The sequence below is a fragment of the Terriglobales bacterium genome (genome assembly GCA_035937135.1).
Classification (GTDB): Bacteria; Acidobacteriota; Terriglobia; order Terriglobales; family Acidobacteriaceae; genus DASYVL01.
Map to the genome: position 1 here is coordinate 1 of DASYVL010000074.1, position 21,349 is coordinate 21,349.

General features: G+C 65.6%; 22 protein-coding genes. 12 read left to right on the forward strand and 10 right to left on the reverse strand.

Annotation, left to right across the window (positions count from 1 at the left end; all coding sequences use genetic code 11):
- The coding region (locus VGQ94_04665) for a hypothetical protein (protein HEV2021799.1) at positions 1-286 on the reverse strand (286 nt) is incomplete at its 3' end.
- Between the two features lie 69 nt (positions 287-355).
- Positions 356-820 carry a thioredoxin-dependent thiol peroxidase gene (gene bcp, locus VGQ94_04670; GenBank protein ID HEV2021800.1) on the reverse strand — a complete coding sequence of 155 codons (465 nt, stop codon included), beginning with the start codon at positions 818-820 and terminating at the stop codon, positions 356-358.
- Here bcp and VGQ94_04675 point away from each other — a divergent pair.
- Entirely contained in the window at positions 819-2,066 is a 1,248-nt protein-coding gene (locus VGQ94_04675; protein ID HEV2021801.1) for a hypothetical protein, read from the forward strand. The two genes, bcp and VGQ94_04675, sit on opposite strands and share 2 nt — an antisense overlap.
- An 80-nt stretch (positions 2,067-2,146) precedes the next feature.
- On the forward strand, positions 2,147-3,097 hold the full coding sequence (locus VGQ94_04680) for an MBL fold metallo-hydrolase (GenBank protein ID HEV2021802.1): 951 nt from the start codon (positions 2,147-2,149) through the stop codon (positions 3,095-3,097).
- Between the two features lie 43 nt (positions 3,098-3,140).
- Here the strand turns inward: VGQ94_04680 and VGQ94_04685 are convergent, their stop codons facing one another.
- The 4 genes from VGQ94_04685 to VGQ94_04700 all read right to left on the reverse strand — a co-directional run bounded on the left by VGQ94_04685 (position 3,141) and on the right by VGQ94_04700 (position 9,053).
- Positions 3,141-3,491, reverse strand: coding sequence for a phage holin family protein (locus VGQ94_04685; GenBank protein HEV2021803.1), 351 nt, complete (start codon positions 3,489-3,491; stop codon positions 3,141-3,143).
- 12 nt (positions 3,492-3,503) lie between these two features.
- The gene (gene gatB, locus VGQ94_04690) at positions 3,504-4,979 is read right to left on the reverse strand and encodes an Asp-tRNA(Asn)/Glu-tRNA(Gln) amidotransferase subunit GatB (protein HEV2021804.1); all 1,476 of its coding nucleotides are present in this window, start codon (positions 4,977-4,979) and stop codon (positions 3,504-3,506) included.
- Positions 4,980-5,029: 50 nt separating this feature from the next.
- Positions 5,030-8,254: a PAS domain S-box protein gene (locus VGQ94_04695; GenBank protein ID HEV2021805.1), complete on the reverse strand. Its 3,225-nt coding sequence runs from the start codon at positions 8,252-8,254 to the stop codon at positions 5,030-5,032.
- A 109-nt stretch (positions 8,255-8,363) separates the two neighbouring features.
- The gene (locus VGQ94_04700; protein HEV2021806.1) at positions 8,364-9,053 is read right to left on the reverse strand and encodes a hypothetical protein; all 690 of its coding nucleotides are present in this window, start codon (positions 9,051-9,053) and stop codon (positions 8,364-8,366) included.
- 76 nt (positions 9,054-9,129) lie between these two features.
- Here VGQ94_04700 and VGQ94_04705 point away from each other — a divergent pair, with 76 nt between their 5' ends.
- The 9 genes from VGQ94_04705 to VGQ94_04745 all read left to right on the forward strand — a co-directional run bounded on the left by VGQ94_04705 (position 9,130) and on the right by VGQ94_04745 (position 16,760).
- The gene (locus tag VGQ94_04705; protein HEV2021807.1) at positions 9,130-10,491 is read left to right on the forward strand and encodes a 3-deoxy-D-manno-octulosonic acid transferase; all 1,362 of its coding nucleotides are present in this window, start codon (positions 9,130-9,132) and stop codon (positions 10,489-10,491) included.
- Entirely contained in the window at positions 10,488-11,435 is a 948-nt protein-coding gene (gene lpxK, locus VGQ94_04710) for a tetraacyldisaccharide 4'-kinase (protein HEV2021808.1), read from the forward strand. Before VGQ94_04705 ends, lpxK begins: the two co-directional genes overlap by 4 nt.
- Before the next feature lie 43 nt (positions 11,436-11,478).
- Positions 11,479-12,483, forward strand: coding sequence for a PfkB family carbohydrate kinase (locus tag VGQ94_04715; protein ID HEV2021809.1), 1,005 nt, complete (start codon positions 11,479-11,481; stop codon positions 12,481-12,483).
- Positions 12,484-12,600: 117 nt separating this feature from the next.
- The gene (locus VGQ94_04720; protein HEV2021810.1) at positions 12,601-13,077 is read left to right on the forward strand and encodes an adenylyltransferase/cytidyltransferase family protein; all 477 of its coding nucleotides are present in this window, start codon (positions 12,601-12,603) and stop codon (positions 13,075-13,077) included.
- On the forward strand, positions 13,062-14,156 hold the full coding sequence (locus VGQ94_04725; protein HEV2021811.1) for a glycosyltransferase family 9 protein: 1,095 nt from the start codon (positions 13,062-13,064) through the stop codon (positions 14,154-14,156). Before VGQ94_04720 ends, VGQ94_04725 begins: the two co-directional genes overlap by 16 nt.
- The gene (locus VGQ94_04730) at positions 14,149-14,691 is read left to right on the forward strand and encodes an isoprenylcysteine carboxylmethyltransferase family protein (GenBank protein HEV2021812.1); all 543 of its coding nucleotides are present in this window, start codon (positions 14,149-14,151) and stop codon (positions 14,689-14,691) included. The genes VGQ94_04725 and VGQ94_04730 overlap by 8 nt, the downstream gene beginning before the upstream one ends.
- A 35-nt stretch (positions 14,692-14,726) precedes the next feature.
- Positions 14,727-15,557 (forward strand): DUF3108 domain-containing protein, encoded by an 831-nt coding sequence (locus VGQ94_04735; protein ID HEV2021813.1) that lies wholly within the window; start codon positions 14,727-14,729, stop codon positions 15,555-15,557.
- A gap of 124 nt (positions 15,558-15,681) precedes the next feature.
- Positions 15,682-16,584, forward strand: coding sequence for a hypothetical protein (locus tag VGQ94_04740; GenBank protein HEV2021814.1), 903 nt, complete (start codon positions 15,682-15,684; stop codon positions 16,582-16,584).
- On the forward strand, positions 16,581-16,760 hold the full coding sequence (locus VGQ94_04745; GenBank protein HEV2021815.1) for a hypothetical protein: 180 nt from the start codon (positions 16,581-16,583) through the stop codon (positions 16,758-16,760). Before VGQ94_04740 ends, VGQ94_04745 begins: the two co-directional genes overlap by 4 nt.
- A 255-nt stretch (positions 16,761-17,015) precedes the next feature.
- Here the strand turns inward: VGQ94_04745 and VGQ94_04750 are convergent, their stop codons facing one another.
- Entirely contained in the window at positions 17,016-17,906 is an 891-nt protein-coding gene (locus tag VGQ94_04750; protein HEV2021816.1) for an IS1595 family transposase, read from the reverse strand.
- Positions 17,907-18,125: 219 nt separating this feature from the next.
- Positions 18,126-18,413, reverse strand: a complete 288-nt coding sequence (locus VGQ94_04755) for a hypothetical protein (GenBank protein HEV2021817.1) — start codon at positions 18,411-18,413, stop codon at positions 18,126-18,128.
- A 42-nt stretch (positions 18,414-18,455) separates the two neighbouring features.
- Between VGQ94_04755 and VGQ94_04760 the strand changes: the two genes are divergently transcribed.
- Entirely contained in the window at positions 18,456-18,734 is a 279-nt protein-coding gene (locus VGQ94_04760) for a DUF2007 domain-containing protein (protein HEV2021818.1), read from the forward strand.
- Positions 18,735-19,182: 448 nt separating this feature from the next.
- Here the strand turns inward: VGQ94_04760 and rlmD are convergent, their stop codons facing one another.
- The gene (gene rlmD, locus VGQ94_04765) at positions 19,183-20,505 is read right to left on the reverse strand and encodes a 23S rRNA (uracil(1939)-C(5))-methyltransferase RlmD (GenBank protein HEV2021819.1); all 1,323 of its coding nucleotides are present in this window, start codon (positions 20,503-20,505) and stop codon (positions 19,183-19,185) included.
- 140 nt (positions 20,506-20,645) lie between these two features.
- Entirely contained in the window at positions 20,646-21,335 is a 690-nt protein-coding gene (locus VGQ94_04770; protein ID HEV2021820.1) for a hypothetical protein, read from the reverse strand.
- Positions 21,336-21,349: the final 14 nt, after the last annotated feature.

Sequence of the window (21,349 nt, forward strand, 5' to 3'; positions counted from 1 at the left end):
TGATGGGCTCAGGTTCGCCTTCAGACGAGAACCGGGAGCTCCACACCACTACATAGTCCGGCCTTTCGCTATCCAGGCAGACGGCCAGATAGTTTTTCTTGTTCTTCTCGTACCATTTTCCCTGCTCCTTGCTCATTCCTGGTGTCAATCCCCCTGGAACATGCGGGTTCGACTGATAAGCCGCAAAACGAATCTTGCAGCTAGGCTGCTCGCGCTGGCCTTCATTCTGCGCATAGGCATTGACCAATAGGCTCGCTGCGACGGTGACCAGAAGTAAGGGTCTCATGACTCAACCTCCGTTCCGGGGGACTGGCCCACTCCTTCCTCGCCTAGCGGGCGAACTTCCCCGGAAACGTCAACGACCGCCGGAGGCAAGCACGGCCAGCACTTCCTCGGCGTGGCCCTCGGCTTTCACCTTGGGAAAGATGTGTGCCAACTTCCCGTCCGGGCCGATGAGAAAAGTCGTGCGCTCGATGCCCATCACCTTTTTGCCGTACATGTTCTTCTCTTTGATCACGTCGAAGAGCTTGGCGACTTTCTTGTCCGTGTCGCACAGCAGTGTGAAGGGCAGGTCGAACTTCTGCTTGAACTTCTTCTGCGCCTGGGGGGTGTCCGGGGAGATGCCCAGCACCACGGCGCCGGCCTTCTGTATCTTCTTGTATGCGTCGCGGAACCCGCACGCTTCGATGGTTCAGCCCGGGGTGTCGGCGCGGGGGTAGAAATAGACCACCACGTTCTGCCCACGAAAATCCTTCAAAGCCACCGCATTGCCGTCCTCATCTGGCAGAATGAAGTCAGGAGCTTTGTCCCGGAGGTCCATGGCAGTCACCTCGAAGCCGAGCGCGGCGGTGAGTATATACCGCAAGCTGCTGTGCGGAGTGGCGCTACTTTTCCTGCTGGGCCTGGTGGCCGGAACGGCGGCGCAGACGGGCCCGCTCAAGAAGAAGCAGCGCTCGGCGCGCGCCGTGGCGCTGCTGGAGTGGAAGAAGGACTCGAAGGGCGTGCTGGCGCTGCGCCTGGTGCCCATCTCGCTGTTCTGGGAGGGCAAGTACTACGACGCCGGACTGTATGAGGCTTCGCCGCGTCCCATGGCGCTCGAGCCGGGGACGGTCTATGAAGCCACGCGCGGCGGCGCTCCTGCGGGACTGTTTACGGTGCGCGGCGGCGTTTCCGTGAAAGGAGTGTGGTACGGCGACGGCATATGGAGCCCGGGCGTGACCGGGTCTCCCAAGAGCGCTTCCCTCAACGCTTCCGATGACGACGAGCGGCCGCGGCTGAGTCGTGCTGCCGCAGATTCCACTTCCGCGCCGCCGCCGGCGAAATCTTCGTCCGGCGAGGCTAAATCAGAGCCCGAGCCCAACGATCCCAACCGTCCGATGCTGCATCGCGGCCCGGGGCGCGCTACGACCGCGCCTGCCGCTCCCCCTTCTCCCGCAACGCCCAAGGCCGCGCCGGCGGCGGCGCCTAAGACTGCGGCCGCGCCCGCGCCGGCTCCGTCAAAGCCCAGCGAGAAGCCGGCGCCGCTGGTGGCGGTTTCCGACGCTGGTTCGCAGGAGACCCGGCCGTATCTCTTCCCGTGGAACCGCGACGAGGAGGAGCGGCTGACGGGCGAGATGAAAACTCTGGCCGAGGCCGAGGTGGCGCGTCAGACAGGCGGCGGCATGCCGTCGCTCGACCAGGTGCAGGTCCGCGCCTTCGACCTGAACACCGACAACCTGGCGGAGATCGTGCTGAGCGCGCGCGCCACCGTCGCCAGCGTCGCCACCGTCGCCAAAGCAGCGCCCAAGGGGAAGAAGCAACTCACCACGACCTACTACGTCACCGTAGTGGCGCGCACGACGGTGAGCGGCGAGCTGCGCAAGCTGTTCGCTTCCGCAACCTCAAGCGCCTGGCTGGGCTCGGTGCCGCGGATGGAGGTGGTGGACGCGGTGGATGCCGACGGCGACGGCCCGGCCGAGCTGCTGTTTGCACTCGTCACCGAGAGCGGCCGCAGCTACGCCATCTACCGCGTGGGCCGCGACGAGTTGTTCAAGCTGGTTGAGACCGGGCCCATGCCCAACGACTGAACTGCGTCGGTGCGGGCGACCCTCGCAAATTTCTGCGCCACGCTTTAGAATCCGCACTCAACTTTTCTTCGAGGTGAACCATGCGCAAACTTGTGGGTTTCGCCGCCGGTCTGCTACTGCTCTCCGGTCTCGCGACCGCGCAGGACCGCGACTACAGCAAGGTGGAGATCAAGGTCACCAAGGTCGCCGGCTCGGTGTACATGCTGGAAGGCGCCGGGGGGAACATCGGAATCTCGGTGGGCGAGGACGGCATCGTGGTGGTGGACGACCAGTTCGCGCCGCTGGCTCTCAAGATCCAGGCGGCGCTCAAGGGCATCGCCGACAAGCCGGTGCGCTTCATCCTCAACACGCACTACCACTTCGACCACACCGGAGGGAACGCCGAGTTCGGGAAGCTCGGCACCATCGTCGCGCAGGAGAACGTGCGCAAGCGGCTGGCCGAGGGCTCGGAGATCAAGCGCTTTGGCAAGCAGGCGCCCGCACCCAAGGAGGCGCTGCCCATCATTACCTTCAGCGAGCGCGCCACCATCCACCTGAACGGCGAGGACATCCGCGCCATCCACTTCCCACACGGGCACACCGACGGCGACAGCGTGATCTTCTTTCCGCAGGCGAACGTGGTGCACATGGGCGACGATTTCGTCACCTACGGCTTTCCCTTCGTGGACATCGAGAACGGCGGCTCGGTCAGCGGCATGGTGGCGGGCGTGGAGAAGGTGCTCTCCATGACCAAGCCGGACACCAAGTTCATCCCCGGCCACGGGCCGCTTTCCACCGCGAACGACGTGCGCAAGTTCGTGGCCATGATCCAGGAGACGCGCGCCGTCATCGCCGCGGCGGTGAAGAAGCACAAGACGGTCGAGCAGATGAAGAAAGAGAAGCTGCTGGCCAAGTGGGACACCGACTACGGCAAGGGCTTCATCAAGGCCGACGACTGGATCGACGCGCTCTACGACGACGTCACCAAGGCGCGCACCGGCCAGGAGCATTACATCAACCACGGGCACGCGGGAGAGAAGAAGAGCAACTAGCCACCGCACACCGGCCGTGTCGCGGGCCTTCCACCCGCCGCGGCTAGTCCGATTCGCGCTTGCGCAGGACGCTATGGATGATCATCCCCAGGATGGCCAGCAGCAGCGCCGCCCAGAATGCAGGCCAGAAGCCGCGCACCTCGAAGCCTGGCACCACCGCCGCCGCAAGCTTCAGCATCAGAGCGTTGATGACCAGCAGGAAGAGGCCGAGGGTCACAACGGACAGGGGGAAGGTGAGGACCTTCAGGATCGCCCCCAGCGTCGCGTTGATCAGCCCGATCACCACGGCCGCTAACAGCGCGTACAGGAAGTTTTTCACGTAGAAGCCGGGAACGAAGTGCGCCACCAGCAACAGGGCCAGCGCGCTCAAGATCCAGTGCACGAGAAGACGCATGGGAATCCTCCATCACCCTGCAAGTTTTTTATCGAGCAATTCATTGACCAGGGCGGGGTTGGCCTGGCCTTTGGAGGCTTTCATCACCTGACCGACGAAGAAGGCCTTCACCGCCGTCTTGCCGGAGCGGTACTGCCCGAGCTGCTTGGGATTCGCGGCCATCACCTCTTCGATGATCTTCTCGATGGCGCCGGCGTCGGTGATCTGCTGCGGCTTTTCCTTCTCGTAGACGGCGGGGAAGTCCTGGCCGCGCTCGAAGGCCAGGTCGTAGAGGTCCTTGAGCATCTTGCCGGAGATGGTCCCGGCCTCGACCAGATCAGCTGAGACGGCGACGCCGTTCATCGAGATGGGCGACTGCTCGAGCTCCAGCCCCTTGGCCTTCAGGCGTCCCATCAGTTCGCTCTGCACCAGGTTGGCGACGCGTTTGGGATTCTTCGCCGCCTTGGCGGCGGCTTCGAACTGGTCGGCGAGAGACTGGGTGAGCGTCAGCACCTGGGCATCATACTCGGTGATGCCGTAGCCGGCGACCATGCGCTTGCGGCGCGCTTCGGGCAGCTCGGGCAGCGTGGCGCGGACCTGCGCCTGCCATTTTTCATCCACCACCAGCGGCAGCAGGTCGGGCTCGGGGAAGTAGCGGTAGTCGTGGGCCTGCTCCTTGGAGCGCATGCTGTAGGTCTTGCCCTCCTGGGAGTTGTAGAGGCGGGTCTCCTGGGCGATGCGTTCGCCGGATTCGAGCAGGCCGATGTGGCGCTCGATCTCATACTCCAGCGCCTGGCGGATGAAGCGGAAGGAGTTGACGTTCTTCACTTCTGCCTTGGTGCCAAACTCCTTCTGGCCGCGGGGGCGGACGCTAACGTTGGCGTCGCAGCGCAGCGAGCCCTCCTCCATGTTGCAGTCGCTCACGCCGGTGTACAGGATGATCTCCTTGAGGCGGGTGAGGTACTCGTAGGCTTCGTCGGGCGAGGCGATCTCCGGCTCGCTGACGATCTCGATCAGCGGGACGCCCGAGCGGTTCAGGTCGATGTAGGTGTGCTCGGCAGAGTCGACGAAGCCCTCGTGCAGGCTCTTGCCCGCGTCTTCTTCCAGGTGCAGGCGGGTGATGCCGATGCGCTTGGAGCCGGCGGCGGTCTTGAGGTCCACAAACCCGTGCTCGGAGAGCGGCCGGTCGTACTGCGATATCTGGTAGCCCTTGGGCAGGTCGGGATAGAAGTAGTTCTTGCGGGCGAAGATGGAGGTCTCATTGACGCAGCAGTTCAGGGCCAGCGCGGCGCGGACGGCGAACTCCACCGCCTGGCGGTTGAGCACGGGCAGCGCTCCCGGCAGTCCCAGGCACACCGGGCAGACGTTGCTGTTGGGCGGCGCGCCAAATTTGGTGGAGCAGGAGCAGAAGATCTTGGTTTCCGTCAGCAGTTGGACGTGGACTTCCAGGCCGATGACCGGCTCGTAGCCGGCCCGGGCAGCGACGGAGGCTTGGGGAGAGGCGGGCATGAAAGCCGATTATAGCGGCTGCGAAGCCAGGAAACGGGCGGGCGCGGCGCTCAGGAAGGCTTCTGGTCGAGAATCTGGCGCACCTTCTTCACCAGGTCGCCGGGGCCGAAGGGCTTTTCCAGGAAGGCGGCCTGGGGGCCGGGCAGGGTCAGGGAATCGCCAGTGTATCCGGAGACGAACAGGACGCGCATATCCGGTCGTATGGGAGCCACGCGCTGGGCCAGCTCGCGACCGCCCATCTTGGGCATGACCACGTCCGTGACCATGAGGTGGATGATCTGGCCGCGATCCTCGCAGATCTCGATGGCGTGAGCGCCGTCGCGAGCTTCGAGCACGGTGTAGCCGCGGTTCTCCAGGAAGGCGCGCGCCAGCCGGCGCACCGCGTCCTCATCTTCCACCAGCAGGATGGTCTCCGAGCCGGTGATCGAGGCCGGCTTCTCGGGCTGGGGAGGCGCCGGTGTCGCCGGCTCCTCCACCCGCGGCAGGTAGATGCGGAAGCGGGTGCCCTGCCCCGGCGCGCTCTGCACCGCGATGTAGCCTTCGCTCTGCTTGACGATGCCGTAGACCGTGGCCAGGCCCAGCCCTGTCCCTTTGCCTTTTTCCTTGGTGGTGAAGAAGGGCTCGAAGACGCGCGCCTGGACTTTGAGGTCCATGCCGGAGCCGGTGTCGGCGACGGTCAGCAGCACGTAGTCGCCGGGGCGCAGGCCGGTGTGCTGCTGGGCGAAAGCCTCATCGACTGTGACGTTGGAGGTTTCGAGCGCGAGCGAACCGCCCTGGGGCATGGCGTCGCGCGCGTTCACCGCCAGGTTCATCAGGATCTGCTCGATCTGGTTGGGGTCGGCCTTCACCCGCGCCAGCACGGGCGAGAGCCTGGCGGAGAACTCGATGTGCTCGCCGATGGTGCGCCGCAGCAGCTTGGTGAGGTCGGTGACGATGGCGTTCAGGTCCAGGACCCGGGGCTGCAGCACCTGCTTGCGGCTGAAGGCCAGCAGTTGGCGGGTGAGTCCGGCGGCGCGCTTGCCGGCCTTGTAGATCTCCTCGGCCTGGCGGCGGTGCGGGTTCTCGGGCGGAAGACTCTCCACCAGCAGGTCGCTGTAGCCCATGATGACTTCCAGGAGGTTGTTGAAGTCGTGGGCGATGCCGCCGGCCAGTTGTCCCACCGCCTCCATCTTCTGCGACTGGCGCAACTGGTCCTCCAGCGCGCGCCGCTCCGCCACGTTCTCTACGATGCCCTCGAAGTACTCCAACTCGCCCCTGGCGTCCAACACCGGCCGGCCGGTGAGGCGCACGGCCAGGATGGCGCCGTCCTTGCGCTTCCAGTTGACCTCCACGCCGCGGAAGCGGTCCTGCTTCTCATATTGGGCGATGAGGCGGGCGCGCTCTTCGGAATCGGCGTAGACATCGGCTGCCAGGTTCCGCGACATCAGTTCGGCCTCGGAGCCGTAGCCCAGCATCTCGACCAGCGCCGGGTTCACCTCCAGCAACCTTCCCTTGATGTCGGAGCGGTAGATGCCGTAGGCCGCGCCTTCGATGAGTGAGCGGTAGCTGGCCTCGGAACGCCGCAGCGCCTCCTCGCTGCGTTTGTGCTCGATGGCGTTGGCCACCTGCTGCGAGACGAAGGTCAGGATTTCCTTGTCGGGTTCGCTGAAGCGAACATTCTCCCTGTAACTCTGCACCACCAACACGCCGAAGGTCTGCTCTCCCGCCTTCAGCGGGACGCCTAGCCAGTCCAGCGAGGGGGCGCCGACGGTCTCCGCCTCGCCGCGGCGCACCAGGTCGTCGAACGTCTCGGGGGAGGCCAGCAGCGGCTGGCCCGTGCGCAGCACATATTCGGTCAGTCCCTTGCCCAGCTTCTTGGAAGCCGGGGTCACGTCCTCCTCGTCCACGAAATAGGGGAAGCTGAGCAGGCCGGCAGCAGGATCGTAGAGCGCGATGTAAAAATTCTGGGCATCCATCATGGCGCCCACGATGGAGTGGATGGCGGCGAACATGGTCTGCAAATCGGCGGGAGAGCTGGCGGTTTCTGCGATGCGGTAGAGCGCCGCCTGCAACTGTTCCGCGCGCCTGTGCTCGCTGACGTCCGTGGACACCCCGAGTACGTGCGTGGCCTTCCCCTCGGTGGAGAAGAGCGGAGTCTTGCGGGTTTGGAACCACCGGACTTCGCCGGTGCGAGCGTCGGTTACGGGCTCCATGGGGATGAACTTTTCCTTTCCTGCGCCCATCACCTCGCGGTCATCGCGCAGGAACTTTTCCACTTCTTCCCTCTTGGAATTGAGGTCGGCGCCGGTCTTGCCGACCAGCAATTCCGGGGTGGTTCCGTAGATCTCGGCCAGAGCGCGGTTGGCCAGCGTGAACCTTCCCTCCCAATCCTTCACAAAGACCAGACTCGGGTTGGCGTCCAGCACTTTGCGCAGGAAGTCCTGCTGCCGCTGGACTTCCACTTCCTTCTGCTTCTGCTGGGTGAGATCGCGGGTCACGGTGAGCAGGCAGGCCTGTCCGCCCAGCTCGATGCGATCGGCCGAGACCAGAGCGAGGCCCGTCCGCCCGGACCGGTTGCGGAAGCGCAGCTCCAGGTCCCGGATGGGCTGGTTGCGCCGAAGCGGCTCCACCAGCCGCACGCGGTCGGCCAGGTCGACCCACAGATTCAGTTCCAGCGAGGTATGCCCGATGACCTCCTCCCGGGTGTAGCCGCTCAGCCGGAGGAAGCTGTCATTCACTTCGATGTAGCGCTCCTCGTCCACGGTGGTGATGGTGATGGCGTCGGGGCTGACGCGGAAAGCTTTGGCGAACTTCTCCTCGGACAGGCGCAGGGCCTCCTCGGTGCGCCGGATCTCCCCGGGCATGCGCGAGAGGATCTCAGCCGGATGGATGAAGATGCAGTCCAGCAGCTTGGAGGCCAGAGCGGGCGGCTCGCCACGGCGGGCCGGCTGCACGGCCCGTACCACATAGCCGTTGCAGGCGACCTCCTGCGACGCCTCGCCGGCCAACTGCGGGGGAAGCATGAAGCGCATCTCCAGCGGCGTTTCGGGACCGATGAGTTGCTGGGCGCGGAAGAGCACTCCCGAGCAGCTCATGTTCTCCGTGGTGCCCTGGGTCCATTCGATCTCACCCACGCGCCGGTAGCGGAAGGGGATCTGCACGGGAAAGCGCGTCGCCCGCGGCCGCAAGCCCGGCTGTCTGGGCACCCGCTTGCTCTTCTTGGGCTTGTTCGTCCGCTTTGGCTTGAACTGCCGCAAGTCTCTTCCCCAGTACGGATTCTTGGGATCCTCAGCCAATGCTTCGCCGCCGGGCGCGGGCACGGCAACAGGCGGAACCTGAGTTTCCACTATTGGGAAAGCAGGGTCAACCGCAAACCATATCGGGCGCCCGCAACGCCAGCCTTGTTTAAGGATGGCCCGGGCGGTAGGTGAGGTATTTCTCCAGCGGGATCTCGAAGTAGAACAGCTCCTTGCCGTTCTGGTCGCGCAGGCCGTGGACGTAGAGGCGCGCTCCCGCCAGCGGGTTGAGGATGCCCTGGACGTCGAAGATCAGGAAGCCGGACTGCAGCGAGCGCGCCTCCACCGCCCGGGCGCGGAACTGCATGGCCTCGATCTCCGCCTGCGCCTCCCTGCTGACCGTGGGCTTCATCTTCTTCTTGGGCAGGGGAACGGGCAGCGGGTTGCGCGCGGGCTCGTCGCCGCGGCGCGTCTGCCGGCCCAGGCGGCGGTAGAGGTCGTCCACGGTCGCCGGCGGGATCTTGCTGCGGTCGGCGGTGATCAGCTCCACTTGCATGTCCACCAGCGAGACCGGCTGGTCGCCGTCGTTGGAGATGACGAACTGCATGGGCAGCAAATCCGAGTCTTTGTAGTTCACCACGAAGATGGCGGCCTTGTCGGGCATGTCGTAGGGATCGGCGGCGATGGAGACCTTCTCATCGTCGTGCGCTTCGTGCGCGGGATAGGTGTTGGCGTGGAAGGCCTTGGGCAACGGCTGCGGCTGCTTCTCCGCGAAAATCCACGCTGCGCTGGTGAACAGCAGCACAGCGGCCAGAAGCCAGGCTCTTGGGTTCCCGTGTTCTCTCTTCGGCTCGCGCATGGAACGATTATCCTTCGGCGCTCGATTCGCCACAACCTCGCCGTCCCGGGGCGCACTCGTCTTACAATGGCGACACATGTATCTGCTCTACAGCCTCGTCCTGGCGGCCGCGCTCCTTGTGGGCGCGCCGTATTGGCTGATCCAGATGCTGCGCCAGGGCAAGTATCGCGCCGGCTTCGCCGAGCGCCTGGGACGCGTCCCTGCGCGATTGCTGCGTCCCCAGGCGCCCGCCGCCGTCTGGGTGCACGCCGTCTCGGTGGGCGAGGTGCTGGCCGCGAGCGGCCTCATCGCCGAACTGAAGGCGCTCTTCCCCGGCCAGCGCGTCGTCGTCTCCACCACCACCACCACGGGACAGAAGCTGGCGCGCGAGCGCTTCGGCGAGGAGAACGTCTTCTACTTCCCTCTCGACTTCGCCTTCGCCATCCGGCCCTACCTGCGCGCCTTGAAGCCGCCATTGGTGGTGCTGGCCGAAACCGAGTTTTGGCCCAACTTCCTGCGCCTGGCGAAGCAGAGCGGCGCGCGCGTGGCCGTGGTCAACGCCCGCATCTCCGACCGCTCCCTTCCCGGTTATCGTCGCTGGCGCGGGCTGCTCTTGGGCATCCTGCGCAACGTGAAGCTGTTCCTGGCGCAGAGCGAGGAGGACAAGCGCCGCCTCATCGCCATCGGCGCCGCGCCCGAGCGGGTGCAAGTGGCCGGCAATCTGAAGTTCGACACGCACGCTGCTTTTCCGCCCCCGGCGCTCGACCCGCTGCGAGTGGCGCTCGCCGCCGCCGGGCCTGCGCAGACGGTGGTCTGCGGCAGCACCGTCGAGGGCGAGGAAGACCTGCTGCTGCGCGCCTTCGAGATCGTGCGGACCCGCCATCCGCAGGCGGTGATGGTGGTGGCACCACGGCATCCTGAACGCTTTGATGCGGTGGCCGGGCTTCTAGCAGCCTCGGGGATCCCGTGGCGGCGGCGCTCGGCGCTTGACTCAGGCGACCGCGGCACGATTGCGGGCGGAGTGCTGCTGCTCGACACCATCGGCGAGCTGAGCGCGGTGTACGCGCTGGGCTCGATGGCCTTCGTCGGCGGAAGCCTGGTGCCGCGCGGCGGCCACAACATCCTGGAGCCGGCGGAGTACGGCGCGGCCATCCTGGTGGGGCCGCACACCGAGAACTTCCGCCAGATCGTCAGCCTCTTCGACCGCGCCGGCGCCCTGCGCGTGGTACGTCCTGATCCCCAGGCGCTGGCCGACGCGCTGCTGCAACTGCTGGGCGACCGCGGCGCCCGCGAACACCTTGGGGGACTCGCCCGCAAGACCTGGCAGGCGCACTCCGGCGCGACGCAGCGCACGCTCGACGCGCTGGCCGTGCTGATGGGGCTCCGCCCCAGCGACCCGGTGGGACAGCCCGCCCCGACGCTGGCGCCACAGGCGCCAGGCTCGGGGGAACGACGATGAGCCTGCTTGCCGTCATCTTTGGCGTGGGCGTGGAGGTGCGCAACGCCCTCTACGAACGCCAGATGCTGAAGTCCCGGAGGCTCACGGGCCCGGTGGTCAGCATCGGGAACCTCTCCACCGGCGGAGCGGGCAAGACTCCCTTCGTGATCCTTCTCGGCGAGTTGCTGAAGGCGCGCGGCGTCGCCTTCGACGTCCTCTCTCGCGGCTACGGGCGCAAGACCAAAGGCGTGCGGATGGTCGACCCGGGCGGCTCGGCACGCGATTTCGGTGACGAGCCTCTGCTCATCGCCCGGCGCCTGCAAGTCCCTGTGGTGGTCGGCGAAGACCGCTACGCCGCCGGACGCGCCGCGGAGGAAAAGTTCGGCGTGCAGTTGCATCTGCTCGACGACGGCTTCCAGCACCGCGCCCTGGCCCGTGACTTCGACATCGTACTGGTGACGCCGGAGGACGCCCGCGATCGGCTGCTGCCCGCCGGGCGGCTGCGCGAGCCAGTGGCCGCGCTAGCCCGCGCCCACGCCGTAGTCCTGACCTCGGGCGCCGATCCGGCGGGCTTCCCGGTCGATGGCAAGCTGGTGTGGCGGGCGCGCCGTGGCATCATTCCCGGGAGCGTCCCCTCGCAGCCCGTGGCCTTCTGTGGCATCGCGCGGCCGCAGAGCTTTTTCCTGCAACTGCGCGCGGCAGGCATCGTGCCCGCTTCCGAGGCCGTCTATCGCGACCACCACGCCTATACCGACGCCGATATCCGCGAGCTCCAGGCGCTGCGCCAGCACAGCGGCGCCGGGGGGTTCGTCACCACGGAAAAAGATGCGGTGAACCTGGGAGGGCTGCTCTCGGCGCTCGAGCCGCTGGCGGTGGTCCCGGTGCGAATGGAGTTGGAAGAGGCGCAAGCGGCGGTGGACGCGGTGATGGCTGCTTTACCACGGCGGGTGACACGGGAGCCATAGGGCATGAGAGAATCTTGCGCCAGCGGCTTACCAGAAAGCTGACATGAGCAAGCACGCAGAGCGGCTGCGCAAGATCCTCGACGCCTTCCCGCGGGTCACCGTGACCGTAGTCGGCGACCTGGTGGCGGACGAGTTCGTGTACGGCGAGATCTCGCGGGTCTCGCGCGAGGCCCCGGTGCTCATCCTGAAGCACCGCGAGCGCAGCGTGGTCCCCGGCGGCGGCGCCAATGCGGTCTGCAACCTGGCGGCGTTGGGGGTGAGCGTGCTTCCGGTGGGCGTGGTGGGCGACGACGAGCCCGGGCGCCTGCTGCTCGAGTGCTTCCGCCACAGAAAGATTCCCATCAACGGCATCCTCAAGCGCAAGGGCCACGCGACGGTCACCAAGACGCGCATCCTGGCGGGGACGGCGCACTCCAGCCGGCAGCAGGTGGTGCGGGTGGACTGCGAGCCCGAGGCCGGCCTCGACCGGCTCACGGTGCGCGAGCTGGTGCGGGCGGCGCGGCTGTACGTGCGCGCCTCCGACGCCTTGCTGGTCTCCGACTACGGTTACGGCGCGGCCACGCCCGCCATCCTCGACGCCATCCGCGCTCGCAGCTCGCTGAACGGAGTTCCGGTTACGCTCGACTCGCGCTACCGCATGCTGGAATTCTCGGGCGCGAACGCCGCCACGCCCAACGAGCCCGAGGTAGAAGAGGCGCTGGGCATCCGTATCGGCAGCGACGCCGGGCGGTTGGCGGAGGCGGGCAAGTCGCTGCTGCAGAAGATGAAGCTCGAGTCGCTGGTCATCACCCGCGGGCGCGACGGCATGGTGACCTTCGCGCGGGGGAAGAAGCCCGTGGCCATCCCCATCCACGGCTCTGACCAGATCGCGGATGTCACCGGCGCCGGCGATACCGTCATCGCCACCTTCACTGCGGCGCTGGCGGCGGGCGCGGAGGCAGAGGACGCGGCGCGCCTCGCCAACTACGCCGGCGGCATCGTGGTGATGAAGCGCGGCACAGCTACCGTCAGCCGCGAAGAGCTGGCGGCCGCCATCGGGCAGGCCTGATGCCGGCTACCTCAGGGGCTAAAGCCCTGGTCCTTATTGGTGCCAGGAATGCAGGGCTGAAGCCCTGCGCCACCCAAAACCATTTATGCGCCCGATGCGATGCCGACTCGGCCGTCCATGAGCATCAATAAAATCCTGACCCGCGCCGCGCTCCGCCGCCGCGTGGCCCGCTGGCGGCGCGCCGGCGAGCGCATCATCCTGACCAACGGCTGCTTCGACGTGCTGCACGCCGGACACGTCCGCTACCTCACGGCCGCCAAGGTCTTGGGCGGGCGGCTCGTCGTCGCCGTCAACGCCGATGCCACCGTACGCAAACTCAAAGGGAAAGGACGCCCCCACATGCCCGCCGCCGAGCGCGCCGAGATTCTTTCGGCCCTGGCCGCGGTGGATGCGGTCGTCATCTTTCCCGAGCCCGACGTGCGCGCGCTGGTCCGCGAGATCCGCCCCGACATCCACGCCAAGGGCACCGACTACACCGCCGGCACCGTCCCGGAGCGCGACGTGGTGCGCGAGTGCGGCGGGCGGGTGCGCATCGTGGGCGACCGCAAACGCCACTCCTCCAGCGGGATGCTGCGCCAATGGAAGCGATCCTAGCCGTCCGCTTGGGCGCGATGGGCGACGTGATCCACGCGCTGCCCGCCGTGGCCGCGCTGCGCGACGCCTTCCCCGAAGCCCGCATCGGCTGGGCGATCGAGGAGCGCTGGGCAGAATTGCTCTGCTCGCCCCAAGCCTTGCTCTGCGCTTCCAGCGCCTTGCTTTCGACTTCTGACGCCGCTCCCGATTCGCCGCGCTCCGCCGCCAAGCCGCTGGTGGACGTGATCCATCCTCTGGACGCCGCCGCTTGGCGCTCCGCCCCGTTTTCGGATGAGACGTGGGGTGAAACCGTGGGCGCGCTGTGCGACCTGCGCGGCGCCCGCTATGAAGTGGCCATCGACTTCCAGGGACTGATGAAGTCGGCGCTGGTGGCGCAGGCGAGCAGGGCGCCGCTGCGCTTGGGCTTCGCGGATCCGAAGGAATCCGCGGCAAAGCTGTTCTACACGCGCGCGGTCGCACGCACGGGTACGCACGTGGTCGAGATGAATCTTGCGTTGGCGCATGCGCTCACCGGCCGGGAGACTCCACCGGCTCGCTTCGAGCTGCCGCGCGATCCGGAAGCCGAGGCCTGGTGCGATGCCGAGCTGCGCCGGCGCGGAGCGCAGCGCTTCCTGCTGCTCGCGCCCGGCGGCGGCTGGGGCGCCAAGCTCTGGCCGGCCCAGCGCTACGGCGAAGCCGCGCGCGCGCTGGCGGAAGATGGCCTGCGCACGCTGGTGAACTACGGCCCCAGTGAAGAAACGCTGGCGCAGGAAGTGGCAGCGGCGAGCGGCGGCGCGGCGCAACCGCTTTCCTGCTCCATCTCCGAGCTTATTGCGCTGACGCGCCGCGCGCAGATTTTCCTGGGCGGCGACACCGGGCCCATGCACTTGGCGGCGGCGTTGGGGGTGCCGGTCGTGGCAATCTTTGGGCCCACTGACCCGGCGCGCAACGGGCCGTTTGGCAAGCGCAACGTCGTGCTGCGCTCGCCGGCCAGCCAGACCTCGTATGCGCATCGCGCAGAGGTGGATCCCGGGATGCTCGCAATCACAACGGAGGAAGTCGTGGCCGCGGCGCGGCGGCTCGTGAGGGAGCATGTCTAGCTGGAGCCAGATCGCGCGCCGCATCCGCGTCCCGCTGGGATTCGTCTTGGCCGCGGTGTATCTGTGGCGGGCGCACCCGGATTGGCGGTCGCTGGCCGCGGGCAGCATCTTCATTGTTTGGGGACTCGTGCTGCGCGCCGTGGCCTCGGGGCACTTGCGCAAGAACACCGAGGTCACGGCGAGCGGGCCGTACGCTCACGTCCGCAATCCGCTCTACCTGGGATCGCTGATCATGGCGGCGGGATTCGTGGCGGCGGCGCGCGACTGGTGGCTGGCGGCTGGAATGCTCGTCTTCTTTCTCGCCGTCTATCTTCCGGTGATCCTCTCGGAGGAGGCGTGGATGCGCGCCAACTTTCCCCAGTTCGAGGACTACGCGCGGCGCGTGCCCCGGCTGTGGCCGCGATTCGGCGGGGCGGGCGCGGCCCAAGGGCGCTTTTCCCGAGAACTCTATCTGCAGCACCGCGAGTACAATGCTCTTCTGGGCGCGGTGGCGATGCTGGCGGCGCTGGTGGTGAAGCTCCTCCGGTTTTCGTGAGCCCGATACCCCTCTCATTCCTCGTGAGTCCGGCCTTGCCAAAACCCGCGCTGCTGGTGCTCGCCGCACTGTTGCTCGCAGCACTGTTGCTCTCGCCGGGTGCTGGCGTCGCACAGAAACCGCCGGCACCCTCTGCTCCGGCTCCCGCGCCGAGCGCCGCGGTTTCCTCTTCCGGCATCCGGCCTCCGGCGGAGCGTCACTTCACCAGCGGCGAGACCTACGTGTACGAAGCGGAGTGGCGGCTGTGGAAGGCGGGCACGGCCACGCTGCGCATCGAGGACGCAGGCAGCAGCGAGCAGCGGGTGCTGGCCACCGCCAACGCCACCGGCGCCGCGGCGCTGCTCTATACCGTCCGCGACCGCTTTGAGGCCTTCTTCGACCGCAAGACCTTCTGCTCACGCAACCTCACCAAACACACCGAGGAAGGTTTCCGCAAACTGCAGACCAGCATCCGCTTCGACTATGCGCGCCACAAGAGCGTGCTGGAGGAGACCAACCTGCGCTGGGGAAAGTCGAAGAAGGTGGAGAACGACATCCCGGACTGCGTGACCGACGTGATCTCCGGCATCTACTACCTGGGCTCGCAGGCGCTCGCGCCCGACGCCACCTACAGCTTCCCGCTGAATGATGGCGGGCGCACCACGCAGGTGGAGGCGCACGTGGAGGCGCGGGAGGAAGTCCGCACTCCCGCCGGGACCTTTCAGACAGTGCGGGTGCAGCCGCGCGCTACCTCGGGCGTGCTCAAAGATCGCGGGCAGGTGTGGATCTGGTATTCGGACGACGTGGCCCGCATCCCGGTGCAGATGCGCGCCCGCATGTTCTGGGGAACGCTGACGATCCGCCTGGTGCGCATCGACCGCCACTGATTCGACGGGCTTATCGCTTACAGGATTGTTCACTTTACGAAGGAGGCTGCTTGTGAGTAGCCTTCTCGTTAAGCCGCTCCATGAACCCCATTCTATAGCGCAGCGGCTTCCAGAAAGGCGAGCCGTGAGTATTGTGGCCGGATTCAAGTCCCACGAAGGAATCGTACTCTGCGCCGACACGCAAGAGACCGTAGGAACAAGTAAGCGCCATGTCCCGAAGCTGCGCTTTGAGCCAAAAGAGAAAGCCGGTGATGGAGTTCCCCCTGACGAGTTGGCCGTTGGGTTCTGTGGCGCTACCAATGATGGGGTCTTCCTAGACGAGATGGTTGACCGCGCTTGGGAAAATGTGCAAACCGCTACGTCTCTTGACGAAGCCTGCGACAACATAAAGGGCAGCATCAAGACTTACCACCGAGAGGCTGTGAAGCTGTACCAAGCGGGGTCGGTTCCCCAAACCGAGCTAATCTACGGCGTCAAAATGCACCGTTCCTCTCGACTCTTCTATGCACTAGGGCCAGCAATCAGTGAACGGGATAAATATGCGACTGGCGGAGTCGGGGCATACATGGCCGATTTTCTCGCCAGCCGAATGTACAGGGACTATCTAGGCCTTACGCAATGTTTGATTCTTGCAACGTACACTCTCTTTCAAGCGAAAGAGAATGTGGACGGATGCGGCGGAGACAGTCACATTGCTATCCTCCGCGAAGATGGGGCGAGCGGGAAGGTGGACTGGCATCGTGTAGAGGCATTGACGGATTTATTGAAAGCGGCGGATCGTCATGCTGGTGAGCTTCTGCTTCATGTAGCAGACCTGAAATCAAGCAACGAGAAGTTTCGGGAATCTGTGGGCTTGCTAGTTGATGCGCTCGAAGTGCTGCGCGACATGAAGCGGCGCGACATTGAGCAGCACGCGGGTATGCTGAGGGCACTTTTTGTTGGTCTTGGAGGGAAAGAAAAGCCGACCGAGGATGAATATGGCTTTTCTGTGGCATCAGACGCTGACAAGGCAGAGCAGCGACCATGAATCCACATCGCCAGACTGCTATCGCTATCGGGGCAGTATTGTTTCTCATCCTCTTTGCCTTTGGCGTGCTTGCGGAAATAGGCGCATTACGGACATGGGAAGTCATAGTTGTAATTGTTGTGGCTCTCATTGCTTTTACAGCCGCAGGGCTGCTCTGGGAAGGCGAGAACAAATGACTATAGAAACAAGAATCATCGTTGGGCTGAATGACATCCTCAGCGTTCAATTGGAGTGCGCGAAATGCCGCGCTAAGGTGGTGCGCTCTCCTGACGTTACGCTCACGCTCCCCCATGCCTGCGGTCAATGTGGCGCTACGTGGCGGCCGGGTCCTGAGGAGTTTGGAGAAGACCCGATGGCGGTAAGACTGGTGAGATTGATAAGTGCGCTACGGCAGTCCAACGACCGCGCCTTCGCAATCAAGTTTGAATTCTTCATGCCGTCAGCTTCTCAAACGTCAGCGGGTCAGCAGTAACCATATGGCGCAGGGTATCTACAAACAAGTCTGCACGCTTGCGGCGGTTGAACCGAAACTCCATTTCCGCCAAGTATGCCGGGAGGTGCTTCGCACTCACCTTGTGCCACGTCCCGATGATTCCCCGCTTGAGCAGCGAGAAGGCCGATTCAACGGTGTTCGTGTGAATGTCCCCTCGCGCGTAAACTCCCTTGCTGTGCGCGATGGTCTTATGCCGCTTGGGTGCAACCGCCTTGCGGTAGGCGTAGAAATCATCCGTCACAACCACGTCAACATCTGTACTCACGTTGTCATGGATATACTGCGCCAGCGTGCCGCTCTTTACGTCTGTGGTGTGAAAAAACCGGAGATCGCCACCGCGCTGCCGGATGCCAACCACAATGTCCTTCTTCGTTCCGCGTCCCTTGCGGGAACCTGGGCGGCGGCTTCCCCCGACATAGGTTTCGTCAACCTCTACGGTTCCATCCATCATCGAGCGTTCTGTCTCTCGCATCGCGGCGCGAATGCGGTGGAACAGATACCACGCGGTCTTGTAGGAGCCTTTGTGCTGGCCCCAAAGCGTCCGCCGAAGCTGATTCGCACTCATGCCCTTGCGCGCTTCCACCAGAAGCAGGACGGCGAGAAACCAGTAAGTGAGCGGCAGGTGGGAATCGTGGAAGATGGTTCCTGCGGTCGCCGTGAACTGGTACTCACACGCGGCGCACTCGAAGCGGTCATATTCCTTCAGCCGCGAGATGCGGGTGTCATGGCAGCGCGGACACTCAACACCATTCGGCCAACGGAGCCGTTCCAGCAACTGACGGCAACGGGCATCGGTCGGGTACAGTCTTTGAACGTCAGGGAGAGTCATGGCAACACCTCGAAAGCATAGAGCGAAGTCGTATCTAGAACGGACGCCGACCCGGAAGCTGGTAGCGGGGCTAAAACGTGATTTGCGGCAGATGCTACGGGCGTCTGCTGCCGCCCAGCGCAAGCCAAAGAAAGGTAACGGGTAGCCTCCATGATGGAAGCATACAGAATCAGCTACCCTTTGTCAAGTGAATAATCGTGATCGCTTATTGCTTATCGCTTATTGCAGGTTGAATCTTTCGCGCATCAGGCGCTCGAGGCGCGGCTTGTAGATGAGGTCGAAGGCCAGATCCTTGCCGGGAAACATGGCGAGCGCGGCGCGGCGGGTGTTGGCCGCCATCTCGGCGGCCTCTTCGATGGTCAGCTCCGCGTCCTGGCTGATGACCGACATTACCATGCTCATCAGTATCTGCAGGCGGCGCAGCCGGCGGCGTTCGTCTTCCGCTTCGTTGGCGGCTTCAGCGGCAGCGGAGGTTTGGGCCGTCTCTTCTGGGCGGGAAAGTCCCATTCCCGCAATCTTACATCCGGCGGTGATATGCTCGCATTCCACATGAGTCCGGAAAAGAAACCGTCGCCGGAACTGGTCACGGTCTTCGAGACACCCGAGGAGGCCGAAGCGCTGGTGGTCCACGGCCTGCTCGAATCTGCCGGTATCGAAGCGCTGCTCACTTCGCTTTTCGCCCAGCAGGAGATCCTCCCCGGAGTGGGCGGGGCGGTGCTTCGCGTGGCGCCGGAGCACGCCGAGGAAGCCCGGCGCGTCATCGAGGAATACCGCGCCAGCCCCGGCGCGGAGATGGAAGCTAACGGCGAGCCGGAAGCCGGGCAGTGACCGCGTGTCCGTCGAGGAAGAAGCTGACCGCGCCCTGCGTGTCAGTGCGGTAAGTAACAACCCCCGCCGACTGCAGCCGCGCCAGAACCCCGGGCCGCGGATGTCCGAACGAGCTGCGGAAGCCCACCGAGATCACCCCGAAGCGCGGATGCACCGCTTCCAACAGCTCCGGCGTGGTGGAGGTGACGCTGCCGTGGTGCGCGACCTTGAGCAGGTCGGCCTAGGGATGCTCCTGGGCGATGAAGCGCTCGGAAAAGCGCGGCCGCGGCTGCGCAAACGAGGGCCGCGATCAGCCACCACGCCGGCGGCCGCCACGCGTGACTTCCCCACAGGATGCCCGCCGCATAGGCGGCAGCGGCGAGGAAGAGCGGCTGGCGGCTCCACGGGAACCGCGGAGCCGGCGCGGCGGGGTTCGGACTCGGAATCACGATCGGCAGCCTGGGAGAGCTTACGACTGACGGGCCAGGTGAAACACGCTTTCGATGTGGAACGTCTGCGGGAAGAGGTCCACGAGGTGGACCTCCTCCACGCGATAGCCGGATTCTAGCAGCAGGCGCAGGTCGCGGGAGAGCGTGGCCGGATCGCAGGAGACGTAAGTCAGGTGCGGCGCGCCCAGCGCCGCCACCATGCGCGCCGTCTTCTCGCTCAGCCCGGCGCGCGGCGGATCCACAACAACGAAATCGTATTTCATCTGGGGCGGCAGCGAGGTGAGGAATTCTTCCACCGGGGCGTGGCTGGCGGCGACGTTCGAGGGCGAGTTGTGGCGCAGGTCGTGGAAGGCGAAGAGCGCGGCCTCGACCGCCGTCACCTCGCGGAAACTCTGCGACAGCACGCGCGAGAACAGGCCGACGCCGGCGTAGAGGTCGAGCGCCAGGCCACCGGCGCGGCCGGCGGTCACCAGCTCCACCAGCCGGTCAATGAGGAAGCGATTGGTCTGGAAGAACGATCCGGCCTGCACGCGGTAGTGCGCGTTACGGGTGTTGTAGGTGAGCGTGTGCTCGCCGAAGAGCGGCTTCATCTCTTTGGGAATGTCCACGCTGACCAAAACTTCTCCCGGGGCCAGCGAGAACAGCGCGATGCCCGTAACCTCGGGCAGCGCGGCGCGCAGCGACTCCGCGAAGTTTGCCACCGGGGACCCCGCCTGCAAGGGGCTGGACGCGGCGTCCAGCGTCCACTCGATCACCAGCGACGTGTCCTCGGCGTTGGCAAAGAATTCCATCTCGCTGAGCTCGGCCGCGACCTTGCCCTCGCGGCCCAAGCGCCACACCGTCTCAATGGCGCGATTGATGAGCGGCGAGCTGATGGGGCACTCCTCCGCCTCGAGCAGCGTGTTCGAGCCGAAGCGGTGGTAGCCCAGCGCGAAGGGTTCGGCGCGCAGGCGCATGCGGGAGCGGTTGCGGTAGCCCCAGGGCGGCGAGGGATGCACCTGAATCTCGCCCGGCCAGTCGAGCTTCGCCGTCCGCCGCAGGGTTTCGCGCAGGATGCCGGACTTGATGGCCAACTGGTGGTCGTAGCCGGCGTGCTGGTAGTGGCATCCGCCGCAGGACTCGAAGTAGCGACACTGGGGCGGGATGCGCTCGGCACCCGGCTCGAGGATCCTTTCCACGCGGCCGCGGGCGAAGCCGCGTTTCTGCTTGAGGATCCGGGCCTCGACGCGCTCGCCGGCGAGCACGAACGGGACGAAGACGGCCTTGCCCTGGCCGTGTTCATCGGCCGCCTGTCTCGCCAGACCGTCGCCGCCGTACACGAGTTTTTCAATGGTGAGTTCCATAGTGTGCGAAAAAACATCCCGACGGGTCACGGAGTGAGCCGGAGGGAACCCTACTTTACCTGCAAGCATCCGGAAGCGGGTAGGGCTCCCTCGCTTCGCTCGGGATGTAAGAACAGTCAGCGAGAAGGGCCAGCAGAAACTCACATGTAGAACAAGCTCAACCGCGGCAGAGCGTGGCGCTCCATTAAGCGCTTGTGGACGTACTGGCGGTGCAGTTGGCCGATGTGCGCGGCGGAGAGTTTCCGGCGATAGGGCGCGATGTCATGGTCAGCCTCGGCGCGCACGCGCACCAGCTCTTCGTCGGGCGACGCGGCCACCAGCGCCGCGAGCAGCTTCTCTTCCATGGCGGTCAGGCGACGCTCCAGGTCTTCGAGCGGCGGGCGGGCGGCGGACTCCTCTAGCGCGGACGCTAGATCGAGCAGGGTTCGCGCGGCGTCGCGGCCGATGCCCTGCGCCGCATCCGGCAGCTTCGCTTCGTCGAGCTGGGCGGCGTTGCGAAGCAAGTACGCGGCAATCTCCGCCGGCTCGGGGCCGGATTCCTTCGTCGGGCCGGCCGGCGCGACTCCGACCGCCGCCTCTTTCATCTCCTCCGCCGCGGTCATCACCGCTTGGGCACAGTAGGCAAGGCTGTTGACCTTGCGGGGTGAAGGCCGCTGGGCGCGGCGCTCGAAGGCGTCGTCGATGCCGTGCAGCACCGCCGCCAGCGGGATGCCGGCGTCTTTCCAGGTCTCGATCAGCGCCCAGTCGAGCGTGGAGAGCAGGAGCGCGGTGCCGCGGCGGCGCTGGAAGTGCTCCTCGATCTCGGTGAAGTAGTTGAAATAGTTTTCCACGGCGGAGGCGAGGC